Below are 19,548 nucleotides of genomic sequence, written 5' to 3'. Positions count from 1 at the left end.
ATGGCTATCAATGAAACGCGAAGCAGTCTTTTACAATTCCAGTAAATTTCACAATGAAAGTTGCCTTCGCAGCAAGTATAACCGGAAGAGCCTATTTCTGGGCAAACATGAATAAGTTACGGTTTTTTTGCTTGAACAGGACAAAGGATGTAGTGAGCATCGCCAGAATAGTAATGAAACTGTCTTCGCCATTCAGCAGTGCAATAATTTTTTCGATTTTCCGTTCATTTCTTCCACTTTCTTTTTGTAAATTCTACGAGTCATTCCACTAACTGAATCATTCCTCTAAAGACAATTATGAAACATCTGGTTATTCTGCTCGGTTTCATTCAAATACTTGCTTCGCAAACTATTTATCAATCGCAATATCTCCAAAACCCGGAGATGACATTCGGGTATGTGGACAGTTGCGCAAAGTTATGGAAGGGAGCGTACGATCCGATCGGCGGCGGATTCTATGTGAACATCAACCGTGAGGGGAAACAATTCGGCTCGACGATTAAAAATACGCTGAACCAGACGCGTAACGCGTACGGATTTATCCGTGCATTTCAGATGACGGGTGATACATCATATCTCCGCTATGCACGATATGCTCTCGATTTTATGTATAAGTATTCATGGGATAAAACAAATACCGGCTGGTATAATGATCTGAATAGTGCGGGAACGCCCACCAATCCTTCCGCAAACAAAACAGCATTCTACCAACATTATGCAGTGCTTGGGATTGCAGCATCCTATGAAGCGACGAATGATACCATTGACCGAAATTGGTTGTTGAAAGGATATGCGTATAACGAATCAAAACTGTGGGATTCCACGCCGTCTACCTACGGCTATTATGATTATGTTGCGGCAAACGGAACCAATCCGATGGACAAAAGCTTCAACGCTACGGTTGATGCCATCACTACTCATGTGCTTCATCTGTATCTTATGACGGGTGAAGAAAAATACAAAACGCGTCTGCTGGAATTGGCGGATAATATGTTAACGTATATCGCCGCGAGCTCTAGTTCTCAGCAGATCGGGATCGCCGAATTATATACATCATCGTGGCAAATACGAAGCAGCAGCAATAATAACGAAACTAGAACAATTATGGGGCACGTACTGAAGACGGCATGGTGTCTTGCCCGGATCTACCAGTTGGAAAAAAAACCGCTCTATCTCTCCACGGCGGAAGCGCTTGTGCAAAATGTTCTGGATAAAGGATACGATCATCAGAACGGCGGACCGTATAAAGATTATAACCGCATCACCGGTGCGATGTTAATGAACGGAATTTCGGATACCGCAAAAGCATATTGGCAGATGGAACAGGCGATCACCTCCGGAATGATGCTGTATCAACTGACGGGGAAAGAAAAATATCTGAAGATGGCGGACCAGACGCTGGATTTCTTCATGAAATATTTTGTGGACCATGTGTATGGCGACGTCTTTGAGAATACGAACAAATACGGCGGCTTGATTGCACAATGGGGTACGAACAAAGGGAGCGGCGGGAAGGCGGCATACCATTCCATCGAGACTGGTTATTATACCTACTTGTACGGAGCATTATTGGTGAAGAAAGAGCCTGCGAGACTTTATTACAGCTTCAGTGCACAGCCACAGTCGCGTCAATTACGCATGCGTCCGATCGGAGTGCCTGAAGGATATCTGAAGATTGCGTCGGTAACACGAAACGGAAACACGTATGCAAATTATGATTCATCGAATCTTACCGTAACGCTCCCGGCAAATGTTGATGGAATATTTTCAGTGACGTATGCGCCTACGAAAAATTCTTTGGGTGTTGCATTGAACGATCATGTTCCACATGATTTTATGCTTCATCAGAATTATCCCAATCCGTTTAATCCAACAACAACCATTGGATTTACGCTTCAGGTTTCAGGATTCACATCATTAAAGATCTATGATGCGATCGGTAGAGAAGTGGCAACGCTCGCCGATGAATATCTTGAAGCCAGTGTTCAACATCAACGAACATTTCATGCCGGACAACTAGCAAGCGGAATGTATTTCGCCAAACTGCAAAGTGGCGGACATGTTCAATTGAAAAAAATGTTATTGGTTAAATAGTGCCAAATGGCACCTCAAAAAAAGCCCAAGCAAACCACCGCTTGGGCTTTTTCATGAGATTATTTTTCTTGACTATTCTCTCTTTATCGCTTACTATGCGGAAGCCCTTCCACGCCTTTGGTGTCCCAATGAGAATTTTTTAGACGTTCGAAGGGGAGTGAAAAACATACCTATTTAAGATAGCTGAAAAACAGTCTTAATTGTTGATGTAATATCCTATCTTGAACACCGCTTCACTTTTACAAAATATATTTCCTCTATAATAATAAAGAAGGACATTATTTCGGAAATCGTTTATACTTACCCGCAGATCACGGTAATGCCAAATGATAGTACATCTTGATTGATTCAAGATTCCTTTCCGAATAATACAGTCTTCCCGCTCACTTTTAATAAACAACCATTTGGGTGCATAATGAAAAAATTATTTCTTTTACTGTTTTTCTGCTACTGTTCTACACTATTGGCTCAATCCGTCCCCGTTACATTTCACTTTCGACCCGCGAATAAAAATTTTACCGCTCTTCGATTAGTCGGCACGATGAACGGTTGGAATAACGCTGATGATGCAATGAAAATGTCAGACGCGGACAATGACGGTGAATATACTATTACCATTCCCCTCACGGCCGGTACGGATTATGCCTATAAGTTTTGTATGAATGCCGATTGGGGTCTTGCGTATGGAGATCCCGATAATCCAAGAATCAACACTTCGGATAATGATAATTCAATGCTGCTCGTTAACGATCCAATGATCTCGTACCTTCTTCCTCGGGATAAAGACTCAAAAAATAAAGTGTATGTTGATACGTCAAAATACGGAAATCCAATTCGTGTGATTATTGCATATTCTACCGATAAACCGATTGATCCGTCAGCATTGATTGTGAAGATTGATGGCACGGCGTTAAACAACCCCGCGCAATATTACAATAGCACTTCGAAAGAATTTATTTACTTACCCAACCCTCCGTTATCTGTTGGTGACCATACAGTGAATGTGTCAATCTCTTCACCAGCAGGCACTGATACAAAAACAGCAACGTTCTCAAGAGATCCAAATCAGAAAGTATATAAAGTACCGGTGGATTTTTATTATGACCAGAATAATAAATCTGTTGTCTTCGCACAAACATTAACGGATGTTGCCGTTGTGGGGAGTTTTAACAATTGGAATGATTCATTTAATCCGATGAACAACATCTCCGGAAACGGAGTGTGGGAAACAACTGTTATGCTGGAGCCGGATACCATTGAATACAAAATTAAATTAAATAAAATATCATGGGAGAACGATCCTGATTACTCGACAATTAATTCTGTCAGCGGAAACAATCGTTTTGTTGTCGTCGCTGATACAATTTCGTCGCTGAAACTCCTTTATCCAATGGAGAATCAGACATTTCGAAAGGATACGACAGTTAAGTTTAAAATTCTCCTTCGTCCCGGGGCAACATCGAAAGGCATCGATTCAGGGAGTATCGTCATGCTGTATGATGGAAGTCCTTCGGTCCATGCATATCAATCTGATGGTACTGTCAATGCGGAAATAGCATTTTCAGGAGCAGGAAGACACACCGTTGAATGTACATTTAAGAATAAAGAAGGTATTTCTGCACATCAAATTTTTTCTTTTGGAATAACGACTGCATCAAAAGGAGTGTATACTGTTGACGGTATTGGAGATGAACAATATTCTTATCCGACAGGCGTGACAGCAGGTTCGGCCGACATTCTCTCCGTTGTGGTACAAGAAACCACTCTTCATGATTCACTGAAATTTATCATCCAAATGAAAACGATTGATGAACGGACAAGGATCGGATTGCTGATTAGCAATTCTGTTGTCGGTTTTGTGAATGATCCGCGGCAACTTGATATTAAACTTCCGGATTGGAACGGTCAAGGTGTGTTTGCCTCGATTGGTGTTCCGGGAAATAGCGTTCAAAACTCACTGGTTGAGAACAGATTTATGACTGCCAATAATCCCGTAACGTATCATACGGATTCCATCGCTGTGAATGGTGATGCTATCACAACAAAGAAATTCGAATTTACGGTGAGTCTTGCTTTTCTTGGCAGGTTTATGGGAGGGTGGACGCAGGAAAGACAATTTTCTCTCTTTTCGTATCTTGCTTCTACCGATAAAAGCGGAAACGGATATGAAGTAACAGTTGCAGAAGGAGGAAACGCCGCTGTAGAAGACCCCGATATCTATGATGCAGCGTTTATCCGAAGCAGTTTCTGGCAAAACAGAATTTTAAAAAACTATTCACCTTCCAATTCACGATTGGTTTTGCTTGACGGTACCGGAAGAGGATTGCTCCCTGTCACCGCTGATCAGATTTCGGATAGTCTCGCCAGTAAAGAAACATACGTGTCATTTTATACTCCCGGTGTTGAATATTGGTATTCCAATGTTACGGTGCGCGGTTCAGTTACTGATACGTTGCTCAAAAAAATCTCCTTTGTTTTTAATGGTACGGCAACAGATTACAATATCACCAATGGTAAATTTGATATTTCTGTGGTATTGAAGGAAGGCAAAAATAGTATTTTTGTAAAGATTGTTGATACAAACAATGTTACCACAACATCCAAAGAACTGGTGTTGACTTACACACCGGACAAGAAACCGATCATTCAACTCACGGGAACAGTGGATGGGAGAAAAATATCGCTGAATGCAACTGCAACGTCACCAATTGGTGAACAACTTAGTTATACTTGGGAAAGCGACGCAAACAATCCTGCAGCGGTGTCGATTCCATCGACAACAAACAGCGCTGATATCACACTCCCGAGTACGGATGGAGAATATATCTTTTCAGCACACGCAAGCGATACTAAAAGTAATTCAGCATTTGCAAAAATTACGGTAAAGGCTGTTGGCGATTCGATCTATCTCGCTTCGGCAGATGACAATTATCATGCAGCGTGGATCGATTCAGCGGTCATCTATGAAATATTTCCCCGCTCATTTTCCCAACAGGGAGGATTTCAAGGCATCACAGCGAATATCGGCAGGTTAAAATCTCTTGGAGTTAATACAGTGTGGTTCATGCCGGTGTTTGATGGGCCGACTGTGCACGGATATGAGACCAGCAATTATTATGCGTTCGAAAGCGACTATGGAACCAGCATCGATTTTGTCAATATGATTTCGGCCTTAAAACAAAATGGGATCAGAATTATTTTGGATCTTGTCATCAATCATACTGGCGTTACTCATCCGTTCATGCAAAATGTCTTCAAGCATAAAGGATATTCTCCATGGGCAGATTTTTATTTATGGTCGGGCGAACCGGGTGCATCGAGTTATCAATATTTCTTTGATTGGTCTTCATTGCCAAACTTGAATTATAAAAATCCCGACGTCAAAAAATATTTTATTGATGTGTCAAAATACTGGGTTCAACAGTATGGTATTGACGGATACCGATGCGATGTTGCGTGGGGAGTGGAACAACGAAACAATGTGTTCTGGAATGAGTGGAGAAAAGGGATAAAAAGTGTTAATCCTAATGTCTATCTTCTTGCTGAAGCTTCCTCATCCGACTCCTCTTTTTATCAGAAAAAATTCGATTCCGCTTACGATTGGGATCTGCGATCATTAATGATCAGTGTCTTAAATGGCTCCAATACGCTGGGCAATGTGCATAAACAAGTAATGAGATCGTATCCGAACTTTGGAAGGCCGTTCCGTTTTGTTGAGAATCATGATGAGACAAGAGCCGTATCGATGTTTGATAGTAAACGCTCTTTACTGATGCACACGATAGTGTTTACCCTGAACGGTATTCCTCTCATTTATTCCGGCGGTGAAGTAGGCGAAGCAACCCAGCGAAATATCATCAATTGGACTGATCCAAATATTCTTCAGCCGTATTTTGCACGGCTGGTTAAGATCAGGAAAGACTATATCTACAATCCAGTTATTAACCGCATCATAAACTCGGATACGGCGGCAGTATATTCATATTCATCCGTCAGCGGTAATAAAACACTTTTAACGGTCGCTAATTTTAAAAATACTTCTCCGACAGTGACTCTCGATGTCACGTCAATGCCGTACGATGGGAAAAGCACGTACTACCTTACAGACATGTTTACCGGTGTAGTCTATACCATTGTGCCGGCAGACAGGAAAGCAGTTTCTGTTACGCTGACAAATTATCAGGCAAGAGTCTTTTATTATGGACTCAATTCCATTCCCGTCTCTGTTCTTACGGAAAATCCTGTGAATATACCGAACAATATGGTAATCGAACAAAATTTTCCGAATCCATTCAATCCTGCTACTACGCTGCGTTACGGATTAACGGAAAATAGCAGAGTGAAAATTCAGATTTTTAATGTGCTTGGACAGGTGGTAACAGAACTGGTAAACGGAGAACAAACGGCTGGATGGCATGATGCAACATGGACTGCTTCCGTGTCGTCAGGGATATATTTTTATCGTATTGAAGCAACCAGCACAGGTGATCCTGGTAAACGGTTTGTTCAGGTGAAAAAGATGATGCTGATGAAATAATATCAGATTATTTGCAACAAAATCCCGAAGCGATTTTTGCTTCGGGATTTTTATTTTAATCAATCAACACCTTTGCAATCCTCTCCAACGCCCAATCAATCTCTTCTTTTGTAATAACGAGTGGTGGAGCAAAACGGATCACGGTATCATGCGTTTCTTTGCAGAGAATTCCATGCTTCATCAACGCTTCACAATAGGGACGCGCATTGGTGTCGAGTTCAAGGCCGATCCATAATCCTCGGCCTCGGATCGTTTTTATATGAGTGCATTTAATTTCTCGTAACTTTTCAAGAAAATATTTTCCTAATTCAAACGACCGTTCAATCAGATGTTCATCTATGAGTACATCAATCGCAGCAATGGCCGTCGCCGCTGCGAGTGGATTTCCACCGAATGTTGAGCCATGTTCACCCGGATTGAATACTCCCAGCACTTCTTTCTTAGAGAGAACAGCAGAGACAGGATAGAATCCACCGCTCAATGCTTTGCCGATGATGACTGCGTCAGGTTGAATTCCTTCATATTCATACGCAAATAACTTACCGCTTCGTCCCAGTCCTGATTGAATTTCATCAACAATCAAGAGAACATTATGTTCCTTGCATAAACGAGCTGCTTCGCGTAAATATCCTTCGGGAGGAATAATGATTCCCGCTTCTCCCTGGATAGGTTCCACAAGAAATGCTGCACTGTTTTTATTGAGTGCCTGTTTTAGTGAGTCGATGTTTCCAAATTCCACAATTCGAAATCCGGGAGTGAATGGGCCAAAATTATTTCGGTATGCTTCTTCCGTTGAGAATGAAATAATCGTCGTTGTTCGTCCATGAAAATTGTTTGATGCGCAGATGATCTCAGCTTTTCCATCAGGAATTCCTTTGACCGCATATCCCCATTTTCGTGCAGCTTTTACGGCGGTTTCTACCGCTTCGGCTCCGGAATTCATCGGCAACGAAAGATCATAACCGGTGACCTCATGCAGTTTTTTGTAGAGAAGTGAAAGCTTATCGTTGCGAAACGCCCGGCTGGTCAGCGTTACATTCTTTGCTTGTTCAATAAACGCTTGATAAATTTTCGGATGACAATGTCCTTGATTAACTGCTGAATATGCAGCAAGGCAATCTAGATAACGATTTCCGTCGACATCGGTCACCCAAACTCCCTCTGCCTTCGTGACGACAACATCCAAAGGGTGATAATTGTGTGCGCCAAATTGTTCTTCTAATACAATATAATCTTGAGTGTTCATAACGTTCTCCGCATTGCGCTAAGGATAAATAAATGAAAAAAACCGTCTCAGGTCTATTTGCGGAACGTTTTAGACTGTCGTTCCAACAGGCGAGTGTATGTAATTATAGTGTCCGCTTACGGACGCGGGGACGGAGCAGTGGTGATCGATATATCGGCGATATTGAGTGTGCGGATGGGTCGATCCGACAATCGCTGATAGAGATGCGCAAAACGTAAAAAAGTATATGAATTGAACGATTTCATTAGTATTAAATATAAAAATATTTGACGGTTTGTCAAGGACGGTTATATTCAATCTTGCAGTATTCTCCAGATGGATCTTCTCAGCTATTCCGGTCAATGGTTTGGCTTGTCAGAGACGGACAAAGAGCGACACGATCAAACTCTCGCAGTTGCCGCATTCCACCATCATGGTATAAGATGACGCTGGCAGCGTATCATGCACCGTTCTTGCGCATTAAGATCTCTTTGTGTAAATTTAAAGTGTCATCTTAAATTTACACAATTAAGCCTATGCCGTATATTCATCGTATTGCCGAACCGATCATTAAACAATACCTTTCCTCGTTTCCCGTGGTAGGCATTACCGGACCCCGTCAATCCGGTAAATCGACAATGCTGCAACATCTTCTTTCGAAGAAATACCGTTATGTGACGTTTGACGACTATCGCGTTGCGGAAGAATATCACAAAGACCCAGCAGCGTTTATGGACAAATTTAATGATGCTGTTGTGTTTGATGAAGTGCAGATCGTACCTGATATTTTCAGTCATATAAAATTGGCGGTTGATCGAGATCGTCAACGATATGGAAAGTTTGTTCTGACCGGATCAAGCCAGTTTGCATTTATGAAGTATGTTTCGGAAAGTTTAGCCGGACGGATCGGTTTATTAACATTGTTACCCTTCCAATATAGTGAGTTGCCAGCACGTCGAAGAACATCATCGATTGTCTTCGGCAGTTACCCCGAGTTGGTGATGAGGAATTACAGGGAAAGCAAAGGATGGTATTCATCGTATCTGGAAACATATCTTTCCAGAGATGTGCGCTCACTCAGTAATATTGGCGATATCCGTGAATTCAGACAATGCATTGGTTTGCTTGCAGCTCGTGTCGGACAGATTGTTAACTATTCGGATCTTTCGCGAGACATTGGTGTCAGTGTTCCGACAATCAAACAATGGATTTCCATACTTGAAGCTTCATATGTTATTTTCCTTGTAAGGCCATACTTTAAAAATTTTGGCAAAAGAATTATCAAAAGCCCTAAAGTTTATTTTTATGACACGGGGTTGATTTCCTACCTTCTTGGAATTGATGATGCGGAAGCAATGCAACGGAATCATCACTATGGAAACCTCTTCGAAAATTACATCATTTCCGAAATAGCAAAAAAGGAACTTCATACCAAATCACATTCTGAGCTGTATTATTTTCGCACGAATCATGGTGTTGAAGTTGATCTGATTATTGACAGAAGAAATACTTTGGAATATGTTGAAGTCAAAAGCACGAAGACATTTCGTCCAGAGATGGCGAACTCTATACGCCAACTGCTGCGAAAAGGGGAGAAAGGATTTGTGTTGTATCAAGGGAAAGACATTCCTTTCGGAAAAGATATTTTCGTTCTGAAATATTCGAAATATCTTTCACGGTAGAGAAATATCCTTTTGTGCAGGTTTAAAGTGTTGCTATAATTACACAAATTGTCATTATTCCTCTTATTTTCTATTTTATTTTTGTATGAGTTCAACGTATAGAATAAGCATTATCATCTGCGCTATAATCGTTGTCATGTGCGAAATCAATGCGCAAACGAAGCGTATTGAATCGCAATTCCGTATTGCTCGGCTTAAATACTCCGGCGGTGGGGATTGGTATAATGACCCCTCGTCTGAAGTGAATTTGCTCAAATTTGCTAAACAAAATGCAGAAATTGACACCGATCCGAAATATGAATTTGTAGAGATTTCTAATGACAATTTCACCTCATATCCTTTTATCTTTATGACGGGACATGGTAATGTAACCTTTTCAGACTATGAGGTAAAACGACTTCGCGCCTATTTAGAAAGCGGCGGTTTTCTCTATATTGATGATGATTATGGGATGGACAAAGCAATTCGCCGTGAAATGAAAAAAGTTTTTCCAGAGTATGATTTTGTCGAATTGCCATACAATTACGGATTATATTCCTGTTATTACCGATTTACGAATGGAGTTCCCAAATCGCACGAGCATGATAACAAACCGCCGCAGGGATTTGGCATAATCCACAAAGGAAGACTCATCGTCTATTATACATATGAATCAAATCCCAGCGATGCGTGGGCTGATCCAGAAGTACACAAAGATCCTCCCGAAAAAAGGGAAGAAGCGTTGAAATTTGGAACAAACATTGTAATTTGGAGTCTTACCCAATAAATATTTTTACCGTAGCACAAACATTCTTGTTTGTCTTATAATTTATACATGCGCTAATTTTTTTGACTCAACAAACTCAAAATATCGTCAAGCAGATAAAAGAACGGATCAATAATACCCGTCGGGCATTATATCGACAGGAACTGCTTATGGCAGGATTGAAAACGTTTTCTGTAATTGGTTTGCTGGGAACCCTCGTCGTATTCATTGAATCCATCGCACAATTTGACTCTGAAACACGCACTATTCTTTTTTATACACATATCATACTCTCAAGCATTATTGGTGCATGGTTAATGTGGAAACCATTGCTCCGGTTTTTTGGTATTCTGAAACCTCATTCGGATAGAGAAGTAGCAAGAATGATTGGCGCGAAGTTTGAAAAAATTTCCGATCGATTAGAAAATGTGCTTGACCTTTCCGATATGATCAAAAATGGTGATTTCAGCGGTTCGCCCGAATTGATCGAAGTAGCATTGGAACATTTTGGAAAATCTACCACCGGTATAAATTTTACAAGCACGGTTTCATTTACACAACTTAAAAGTATGGCCCGAAAAGTCGGAGCAATTGGAACAACGGTTGCCGCGCTTGCTGTCATTCCCGGAACACCATTTCACGATGCTACTAATAGAATGTTGAATTACAGCGAAGAATTTCGTCCGGTGGCTCCATTTTATATTACCGTTACCCCTGGGAATGTTGATATTGTAAAAGGCGAATCTGTAATGGTTCAAGCCACATTAGTTGCTGGAGAAAGTCTCGATCCGTTGCCGAGTGAAGTTACATTGTCATATACTGAAGAGGGAACAAATATTATTGAAAATACCATTTTGCGTCCTGATTCATCAGGACAATTTCGGTATCTATTTTTTTCCCTAAAACAAACAACAGAATACAGCCTTGCATCCGGCGAGATCAAAAGCGATCGCTATAATATTTTCGTTGTTGATCGACCGTTTGTCCGTTCGCTGACGGTTTCTCTTATTCCACCTCCTTATACAAAGTTAAAACGGGAAACGCTTGAAGAAAATATCGGTGATATTCTTGCATTGCCCGGTACAAAAATCATTTGGAATGTTTCGTCCAGTAAAGATATTGCATCCGCTTCTGTAGTCTTCAAAGATGGTTCCGATATTCCATTGATGAAAAATGGAGAATATTATACTGGCGAATTTTCTCTGTTGAACCCTACTTCCTACTTTATTGAATTGGAAGATGAAAAAGGAAACACAAACCAAAACATCATAGAATACAAAATTGAAATGTTAACAGATGAATTTCCCGCGATATCTATTCTTACCCCGGGAAAAAATATCGATGTGACCGATGCTATGATGTTGCCGATGGAATTCAAAGTGTCGGATGATTTTGGTGTCAGCCAGTTGCACCTGGAGTTTCGCTTAATAGAATCGAAATATGCTAGCAGCGAAAAAGAAGTTGGAACAATCATTCCGTTTGATACTCTGACGATTAAGGAAGGTGTATTGGAGTATGTTTGGGATCTTTCGTTACTTGGTCTTGTGCCGGAAGATGTGGTAGAATATTATGGTGTAGTACTCGACAATGATGCTATTAACGGTCCCAAATCTACAAAAACACAAACATATTTAATTCGACTCCCTTCATTAGAGGAGGTCTTTGCCGACGCTGATAAAACACATGATGAAGTCGGTAAAACGCTCGAAGAATCAATGAAAGAATCACAGGAATTAAAAAAAGATCTGCGGGAACTTTCGGATGATATGAAACGCAACCAGCAGATGGATTGGCAGAAACAGAAAAAAGCGGAAGAGGTTGTAAAAAAATACGAAGAAATTCAAAAGAAAATCGATGATGTGAACAAATCGATCGATGATATGACGCAAAACCTTCAGCGGAATAACACGCTGTCCAAAGAGACATTAGAGAAATACCTTGAACTGCAAAAGACATTAAGCGAGTTGAACTCTCCCGAATTTCAGAAAGCAATGAAACGAATGCAGGAAGCGATGCAAAATGTCTCTCCGGAACAGATGCGCGAAGCGATGCAGCAGGCTCAGTTCAACGAAGAACAATTCCGCCAGAGTATCGAGCGGACGATGAATCTATTAAAGCGAATTCAAATTGAACAAAAGGTGGATGAATTGTTGAAACGCGCCGACCAAATGAAACAGGCGCAAAACGAAGTAAAGAAACAAACCGAAGATCTAACGCACAATGATTCTCAAAAGGCAACGGAGTTAGCGCAGAAACAAGATGAAATTGCAAAGCAATTGTCTCAAGTTCAAAAAGAAATGAACGATCTTCAAAAGAAGATGGAGGAATTTCCAAAGGACATGCCGGCAAATAAAATGGAAGATGCACAGCAGGCAGCGAACAATCGCGAAATGCAGAATGCAATGAAACAAAGTTCACAGCAATTACGCTCTCTGCAAACAGAAAAGGCTATGACGGCACAGCAACAAGCGAGCAGCGGAATTAATGAAATGCAGGAGCAACTTTCCGAACTGCAGGAGTCTCTTCTGAACAACCAGATGCAACAGACTATGAACGGGTTGCGAAAAGCAATGCAGGATCTTTTGCAGATATCCCAAAAGCAAGAGCAATTGAAAAACCAATCCCGCGCATTGGATCCGAATTCACAGCAGTTCCGCGAAATTGCACAGCAACAACAAAATCTTCAAAATGATCTGAACAATGTAGCCAATGCTTTGACCGAACTTTCGCAACAATCATTTGTGGTAACACCAGAGATGGGAAAACAAATTGGACGTGCGATGGGACAAATGCAGCAAGCGATGAACGGAATTGAGCAACGGAACGGACAAGCATCAAGTGCAGTGCAAAATGAAGCAATGGCATCGTTGAACAAAGCCGCAACACAAATGCAGGGTGCAATGCAGCAGATGCAGCAACAAGGTGGAAAAGGAAGCGGATCATTAATGCAGCAATTGCGCGGTATGGCAATGCAGCAACAACAGATCAATGCTCAAACGCAGCAGATCGGTGAACAAGAAGGAATGTCGCAGCAGCGTATGCAGGAAATGGGAAGGTTAGCTCGTCAGCAAGAGGCTGTGCGAAAATCATTGGAACAGTTACAGAAGGAATCCCAAGGGACTCCGGAAAAGAATAAAGTAATGGGCGATCTGGAAAAAATTACCGATGAAATGAAAGAGGTAGTTGAACAATTACAGCAAAGCCAGATTAACCCAAATACAATGCAGCAGCAGGAACGGATTCTCTCCCGGCTACTTCAAGCGCAGCGTTCAATGCGCGAACGTGATTACGAACAAAAACGAAAAGCAACCACCGGCGCAAATTCCTCCGGTAGAAATCCGGCACAGCTTTCCACCACAGAGAACGAATCTCAATTACAAAAAGATCTCCAACGCGCTCAAGAAGCAGGTTACAGCAAAGATTACATTGAGCTTATCCGTCGGTACTATGAATCCATTAATAAAAACAATTAAAAGAGTTCGTTTCGAATTCTATTAATATGGCAAACGAAAAGCCAAAAAAAGAAACAATAGATAATTTTTCCTCTTCAAACCGCCTTGAACGCGAATTATTGATCAGTCAAACATTGAATGTTATTTCGCGAGCGATCAATACCAGCGATAATCTCCACGATCTTTTTAAAATAATCCATGATGCATTAAAGCACATTATTGATGTCACAAATATCTTTATCGGTTTGTATGATGAAAAAACTGATATGCTGACCCTTCCGTACGTTGTTGACGAACGGGATGAATATCGTCCGCTGATTGTTAAAGGATCCCACTCATTGGCAGAACAAGTGATCTACAGCGGAAAATCATTACTCATGAAAGAAAAGGATTTCCTTGAAGAAGCGAAAAAACAAGGTTCAAAAAAAATAGGGACGAAACCGGCAGTATGGCTTGGTGCACCGCTGGTGTTGCACGGAAAACCGTTTGGAATTATTGCGCTGCAAAGTTACCACAATCCTAATATCTATTCTGAACAGGATCTCACAACACTTGAATCGGTGGCAGAACAAATCGCATTTGCTATAGAACGCAAAAACAAGAGCGATGAAATTGCCCGGCTTGCGTTGGCCTTAAAATGTACGCAAGATTGTATTAATATTACCGATCTTGAAAATAAAATTATTTTTATTAATGATGCATTCGTAGAAACATATGGATATGAATCGAAAGATGAGCTGATTGGTAAAAATATTGACATTGTCCGTTCACCGGATAATCCTTCCGATGTCGTAAAGGAGATTCTGCCAGCAACATTGCGGGGAGGGTGGAAAGGAGAGTTGTTCAATAAACGGAAAGATGGAACTGACTTTCCCGTCTCTTTAAATACAGCAGTCATTACGGATGATCACGGAAAGCCGGTCGGTTTTATTGGTGTATCGCAGGATATCACCGAACGAAGAACGGCTGAGATCAATCTTCATCGTGAAAGAAATTTGCTTCGATCAATACTTGAATCTATTCCGGATGAAGTTTATGTAAAGGATCGGCAGGGAAGATTCTTACTGGCAAATTCTGCTTGTGCAAATGCCTTAAAGGGCGCAGGAATCACCTCTACAGAAGATCTCATTGGAAAAACTGACATCGATATTCTCACTCATAAAATTGCTCATTCAGAATTTGACATGGAGCAGAAGATGCTGCAAACGGGTCAACCGGTGATTGATCGTGAACAGACTCTTCGCGATTCGTCAACCGGTGAGATTATTCGATCGATCCTGATCAGTAAAACTCCTTTAAAGGATCCGCAGGGAAGGACGGTCGGTCTGGTCGGCATTAATCGTGAAGTTACGGCAATGGCAAAGTTTAGGGAAGAATTACGCAAGAGCGAAGAAAAATACCGGACGATTTTCGAAAATGTTCAGGATGTATTCTATCAAACAGATCTATCCGGTATCATCACCGATATCAGTCCTTCCATTGAACGCTATTCACAATATACCCGGGAAGAATTGATTGGAAAGCCGGTTGAAACGGTCTATTTGAATCCCAGCGATCGAAGAACGTTAATGCGGATGTTGATTGATAAAAAAGAGGTAATAGATATTCAAATTACGTTGCGAACAAAGAATGGGGCAATCGTTCCAACATCTATTAATGCGCACCTTATGTACAATAAGGAAGGAAATCCGATTGGAGTTGAAGGATCGCTGCGAAATTTAACAGAGCGGGTAAAAGCGGAAAACAGCATACGGGAAACAACATCGCGGCTTTCAATGCTGATACAAAATCTTCATTCAGGAATTCTGGTGATCAATGAAGAAGGAAAAGTATTGCTTGCAAATGAACAATTGCGCTCCATCTTTAAGATAACGGAATCGCTTCCGGAATTGGTTTCGCTCGATTCTGAACAGCTGCATGTGATTCTTTCTGAACGTCTCGTCGATCCGGAAAGCTTTCATGAACGGATCAAGGAAACGCTCCTTTGGCGCGAACCGGTAGTTCGTTATGAAATTGCGATGAAGGATAATCGAATTCTGGAAAGAGATTATGTTCCAATTTTTGTTGAAGGGGATTACAAAGGCCATTTATGGCAATTTCACGATGTTACGGAAAGCAGGCATGCACAGGATATCCTTTCCAAATATGCTGAAGATCTATATAGGGCAAATCAACAAACCGAACAACAAAACTACTCGTTGGAAGAGCAATCCCGAGAATTGATTAAAGCTCGCGAAACGGCACTCCAGGCATCAAAATTAAAATCCGAATTTGTCGCCAACATGAGTCATGAAATACGCACCCCGATGAACGGTGTGTTGAGTATTGCTGAGCTATTGCTGGAAACAAAACTTACGTCCGAACAAAACGAGTATGTTCACATCATCATAAACTCCGGCGAATCCCTTTTGAAAATTATCAACGATATTCTTGATTTTTCTAAAATCGAAGCGGGAAAATTATCCGTCGAGATCATTGAATTTGATCTTGAAGCTGTAGTAGAAGAGACAGTCACGCTTCTTGCCCATCACGCTAACTCAAAAAATATTGAACTCCTCTCTCACATCTATAATAATGTTCCCACTGCCCTGCGCGGCGATCCAATACGGATACGACAGATCATGACCAATTTTCTGGGGAATGCAATAAAGTTTACAGAAAAAGGGGAAGTGATTGCGCGGGTTACGCTTGAACATGAAAACGAATACTCCGCCGAGCTAAAATTCAGCATTTCCGATACAGGAATCGGTATTGCTCCAGAAGCACAGAAAAAATTATTTCAGCCGTTTATTCAGGCGGATGGCTCTACCACGCGAAAATACGGCGGCACCGGATTAGGATTGACGATCTCCAAACAGCTTGTGGAAATCATGGGTGGAACTGTTGGTTTAGAAAGTATACAAGGGAAAGGGAGCACATTTTGGTTCTCCTTGAAATTGGAAAAACAATCACAAAAAACGGTGACCGTTGAAACACGTCTTCCACAGTTAAATATTCTTGTTGTTGATGACAATAAAACCAATCGGATTTCTCTGATGCAGTATTTCAACGCTTGGGGTATGAAAACAGACGAAGCGGATAATGGTGCCGACGCTTTGGAAATGATTGATCGGTCAAGATCACAATCAAAAGAATATCCGTTGATCATTGTGGATATGCAAATGCCAGGTATGGATGGACTCGAACTGTCCCGAAAAATTAGAGAACATTCGTCGGCATCACAAAAAATCGTAATGGTTTCTTCAATGAAAGTAACTGTTGAACAATGGCAGTCTGCCGGAATTACCATGTTCTTACTGAAGCCGGTCAGAAAGAATGAACTTCATAGCATGTTAGTCTCGTTGTTTGCTACATCATTTGAAGTTTCACCTCAAAAAATCAAGGATGATGTACAAACGGTTAAAAAGGATTGGAAGAAAGTCAACGTATTAGTTGCCGAGGATAATCCGGTCAATCAAAAAGTCGCAGTAAAAATGCTCGAACGATTGAATATTCAACCGGACGTAGTCATCAATGGACGGGAAGCAGTCAATGCAGTGAAACTAAAAAAATATGATCTTGTTTTTATGGATGTTCAAATGCCGGAGATGGATGGTTTTGAAGCGACAAAAACTATTCGAGAAACAGAAGTGAGTGATATGCGTACCTGTATTATTGCAATGACGGCAAATGCGCTTCAGGGTGATCGAGAGCGATGCCTGCAGGCCGGAATGAATGATTATCTTTCTAAACCAATTAAACAAAACGATCTTCAATCAATGATTGAAAAATGGTTGTTGCAGGTTGGAAAATCAAAGGAGAATGCCGTTGAACAACCAGCGGCGCCAGAGACTTCACTTATTGATAATACTCGCATTCAGGAAATTCTGGAGTTAGGTGAACGTGAATTGGTCGTTGAATTGATGACGATTTATCTTCAGGATTCTGAAGCTGCTTTGAGCGAGATTGAATCCGCTATTACACTGAACGATTCGAAAATACTTCGCGAAAGTTCTCATAAATTAAAAGGAAGTTCCGCTAATCTTGGTATTAATACAATCTATTCCATCTGCGCACAGATAGAACAGTTTGCAAAAAACAACGACGTCTCTGCCGCGGCGTTATTGTTGAGCGAATTAAAAGACAATTTTAGCACTGTTAAACAGTATATAATTTCGACATACCTCACAAACTAACAGCTTCGTTTTTCTTCTTATCAAATTTTCTGTATATTTATCCATTGTTTTTAATAAAAAGGAATTTTCATGAAAGGTATTGTCCTCGCCGGAGGTTCAGGAACGCGTTTGTATCCAATTACAAGAGTCTACAGCAAGCAGCTCACGAATATCTACGATAAACCGTTGATCTATTACCCTGTTTCTATTCTCATGCTTGGAGGAATCAAAGATATTCTCATTGTGTCCAATAAAGAAACGATCCCAATGTATCAACAATTGTTTGGAGATGGTTCTCATCTTGGATTGTCCATCAGTTATGTATTGCAACAGGCACCGAATGGAATCGCAGAATCGTTCATTCTTGGAGAACAGTTTATTGGTAATGATAATGTCACTCTGATTCTCGGTGACAATATTTTTTACGGTCAATTGGACTTCTTTTACAATGCCTTGAAACGAAAAGAAGGAGCAACAATATTCGGTTACCGTGTGAATGATCCTGAACGATATGGAGTGGTAGAATTCAACAAAAGCGGTAAAGTAATTTCTATTGAAGAAAAGCCAAAACAACCGAAATCGAATTTTGCAGTGCCGGGTCTTTATGTCTATGACAATACTGTCGTAGAGATTTCGAAAAATATAAAACCTTCTCCGCGCGGCGAACTGGAAATTACCGATGTGAATAATACGTATATGAAATCGGGAAAACTCCAGGTAGAAAAAATCGGACGAGGCGTTGCATGGCTGGATACCGGAACACCGGAAGCGTTGCTGCAAGCAGCGAACTTTTTTGGAGTTGTTGAAGACCGACAAGGATTGAAGGTTGCGTGTATTGAAGAGATAGCATATTTAATGAAGTTTATTAGCCAAGAACAGTTTGAATCAGTTATTAATAGCATTCCCCGTTCCGGGTATCGCACATATCTTGAAAGAATTTTACACGAAGAATAATTATGAAATTCCAAAAAAGTCCATTAGATGGTGTTGTCGTTATTTCCCCAAATGTCATACGTGATGATCGCGGATATTTTTTCGAAGCGTTCAGTAAAAAACGATACAGTGAAATTTGCGGAGATGTTGATTTTGTCCAGGATAATGTCTCCGAATCCGTGAAAAACACCATTCGCGGATTACATTATCAAATTGGGGAATTTGCTCAGGGAAAATTATGTAAGGTTCTTTCCGGAAAAGTGATTGACGTTGCAGTCGATATCCGTTTCGGATCGCCTACATTTGGAAAATATTTTTCCGTTGAACTTTCGGAGGAAAATAACGCTCAGTTATGGATTCCACCCGGATTTGCTCATGGTTTTTCTGTTCTTTCCGAAAAAGCAGTGTTTCATTATAAATGTACCAATTACTATTCCAAGGCCCACGAACGAGCCATTCGATATGATGATCCTTCCCTTAATATAGAATGGGAGACAAAAAATCCGCTTGTTTCGGCCAAGGATCTTGATGCTCCGTTTTTGCAAGGAATCGAAAAAGATTTTACCATTTCGTAATTGCATTATTCCCGTAAAATCACCAGTTTTACTTAGTACCTACCTAGGATTCTCTACAAGTTGAGGAGAACGTGTAATGCACATCACACGATGTGATAACACTAACAGTGTACCGAGCTGTATTCTCTTATTTTTTACGATTAAACATAGT

The 19,548-nt window shown here is 40.9% G+C and carries 10 protein-coding genes; 9 read left to right on the top strand and 1 reads right to left on the bottom strand.

The window, feature by feature from the left end; translation table 11 throughout:
• The first annotated feature begins 297 nt into the window (after nt 1-297).
• Nucleotides 298-2,094: an AGE family epimerase/isomerase gene (locus WDA22_15795; protein MFA5834939.1), complete on the top strand. Its 1,797-nt coding sequence runs from the start codon at nt 298-300 to the stop codon at nt 2,092-2,094.
• Between the two features lie 415 nt (nt 2,095-2,509).
• Nucleotides 2,510-6,631, top strand: a complete 4,122-nt coding sequence (locus WDA22_15790) for an alpha-amylase family glycosyl hydrolase (GenBank protein MFA5834938.1) — start codon at nt 2,510-2,512, stop codon at nt 6,629-6,631.
• Between the two features lie 55 nt (nt 6,632-6,686).
• Here the strand turns inward: WDA22_15790 and rocD are convergent, their stop codons facing one another.
• On the bottom strand, nt 6,687-7,877 hold the full coding sequence (gene rocD, locus WDA22_15785; GenBank protein MFA5834937.1) for an ornithine--oxo-acid transaminase: 1,191 nt from the start codon (nt 7,875-7,877) through the stop codon (nt 6,687-6,689).
• A 32-nt stretch (nt 7,878-7,909) separates the two neighbouring features.
• Here rocD and WDA22_15780 point away from each other — a divergent pair, with 32 nt between their 5' ends.
• The 7 genes from WDA22_15780 (at nt 7,910) to rfbC (ending at nt 19,397) form a co-directional block, all read left to right on the top strand.
• Nucleotides 7,910-8,095 (top strand): hypothetical protein, encoded by a 186-nt coding sequence (locus WDA22_15780; GenBank protein ID MFA5834936.1) that lies wholly within the window; start codon nt 7,910-7,912, stop codon nt 8,093-8,095.
• A gap of 297 nt (nt 8,096-8,392) precedes the next feature.
• On the top strand, nt 8,393-9,538 hold the full coding sequence (locus tag WDA22_15775; GenBank protein MFA5834935.1) for an ATP-binding protein: 1,146 nt from the start codon (nt 8,393-8,395) through the stop codon (nt 9,536-9,538).
• A gap of 85 nt (nt 9,539-9,623) precedes the next feature.
• Nucleotides 9,624-10,304 carry a DUF4159 domain-containing protein gene (locus WDA22_15770; GenBank protein ID MFA5834934.1) on the top strand — a complete coding sequence of 227 codons (681 nt, stop codon included), beginning with the start codon at nt 9,624-9,626 and terminating at the stop codon, nt 10,302-10,304.
• Between the two features lie 149 nt (nt 10,305-10,453).
• A complete protein-coding gene (locus WDA22_15765) occupies nt 10,454-13,756 on the top strand; it encodes a DUF4175 family protein (GenBank protein MFA5834933.1) in 3,303 nt (1,100 codons plus the stop codon).
• 26 nt (nt 13,757-13,782) lie between these two features.
• Nucleotides 13,783-17,910, top strand: coding sequence for a PAS domain S-box protein (locus WDA22_15760; GenBank protein ID MFA5834932.1), 4,128 nt, complete (start codon nt 13,783-13,785; stop codon nt 17,908-17,910).
• A gap of 69 nt (nt 17,911-17,979) precedes the next feature.
• Nucleotides 17,980-18,843 carry a glucose-1-phosphate thymidylyltransferase RfbA gene (gene rfbA / locus WDA22_15755; protein ID MFA5834931.1) on the top strand — a complete coding sequence of 288 codons (864 nt, stop codon included), beginning with the start codon at nt 17,980-17,982 and terminating at the stop codon, nt 18,841-18,843.
• A 2-nt stretch (nt 18,844-18,845) separates the two neighbouring features.
• Nucleotides 18,846-19,397: a dTDP-4-dehydrorhamnose 3,5-epimerase gene (gene rfbC, locus WDA22_15750; protein ID MFA5834930.1), complete on the top strand. Its 552-nt coding sequence runs from the start codon at nt 18,846-18,848 to the stop codon at nt 19,395-19,397.
• Nucleotides 19,398-19,548: the final 151 nt, after the last annotated feature.

This window comes from Bacteroidota bacterium (assembly GCA_041658205.1).
Lineage (GTDB): Bacteria > Bacteroidota > Ignavibacteria > UBA10030 > UBA8401 > UBA8401.
This window is presented reverse-complemented; position numbering and strand designations above follow the sequence as displayed.

Bases quoted from the DNA above. Each gene is read 5' to 3' on its own strand.
- WDA22_15795 (MFA5834939.1), top strand. From the start codon at position 298: ATGAAACATCTGGTTATTCTGCTCGGTTTCATTCAAATACTTGCTTCG.
- WDA22_15790 (MFA5834938.1), top strand. From the start codon at position 2,510: ATGAAAAAATTATTTCTTTTACTGTTTTTCTGCTACTGTTCTACACTA.
- rocD (MFA5834937.1), bottom strand. From the start codon at position 7,877: ATGAACACTCAAGATTATATTGTATTAGAAGAACAATTTGGCGCACAC.
- WDA22_15780 (MFA5834936.1), top strand. From the start codon at position 7,910: ATGAAAAAAACCGTCTCAGGTCTATTTGCGGAACGTTTTAGACTGTCG.
- WDA22_15775 (MFA5834935.1), top strand. From the start codon at position 8,393: ATGCCGTATATTCATCGTATTGCCGAACCGATCATTAAACAATACCTT.
- WDA22_15770 (MFA5834934.1), top strand. From the start codon at position 9,624: ATGAGTTCAACGTATAGAATAAGCATTATCATCTGCGCTATAATCGTT.
- WDA22_15765 (MFA5834933.1), top strand. From the start codon at position 10,454: ATGGCAGGATTGAAAACGTTTTCTGTAATTGGTTTGCTGGGAACCCTC.
- WDA22_15760 (MFA5834932.1), top strand. From the start codon at position 13,783: ATGGCAAACGAAAAGCCAAAAAAAGAAACAATAGATAATTTTTCCTCT.
- rfbA (MFA5834931.1), top strand. From the start codon at position 17,980: ATGAAAGGTATTGTCCTCGCCGGAGGTTCAGGAACGCGTTTGTATCCA.
- rfbC (MFA5834930.1), top strand. From the start codon at position 18,846: ATGAAATTCCAAAAAAGTCCATTAGATGGTGTTGTCGTTATTTCCCCA.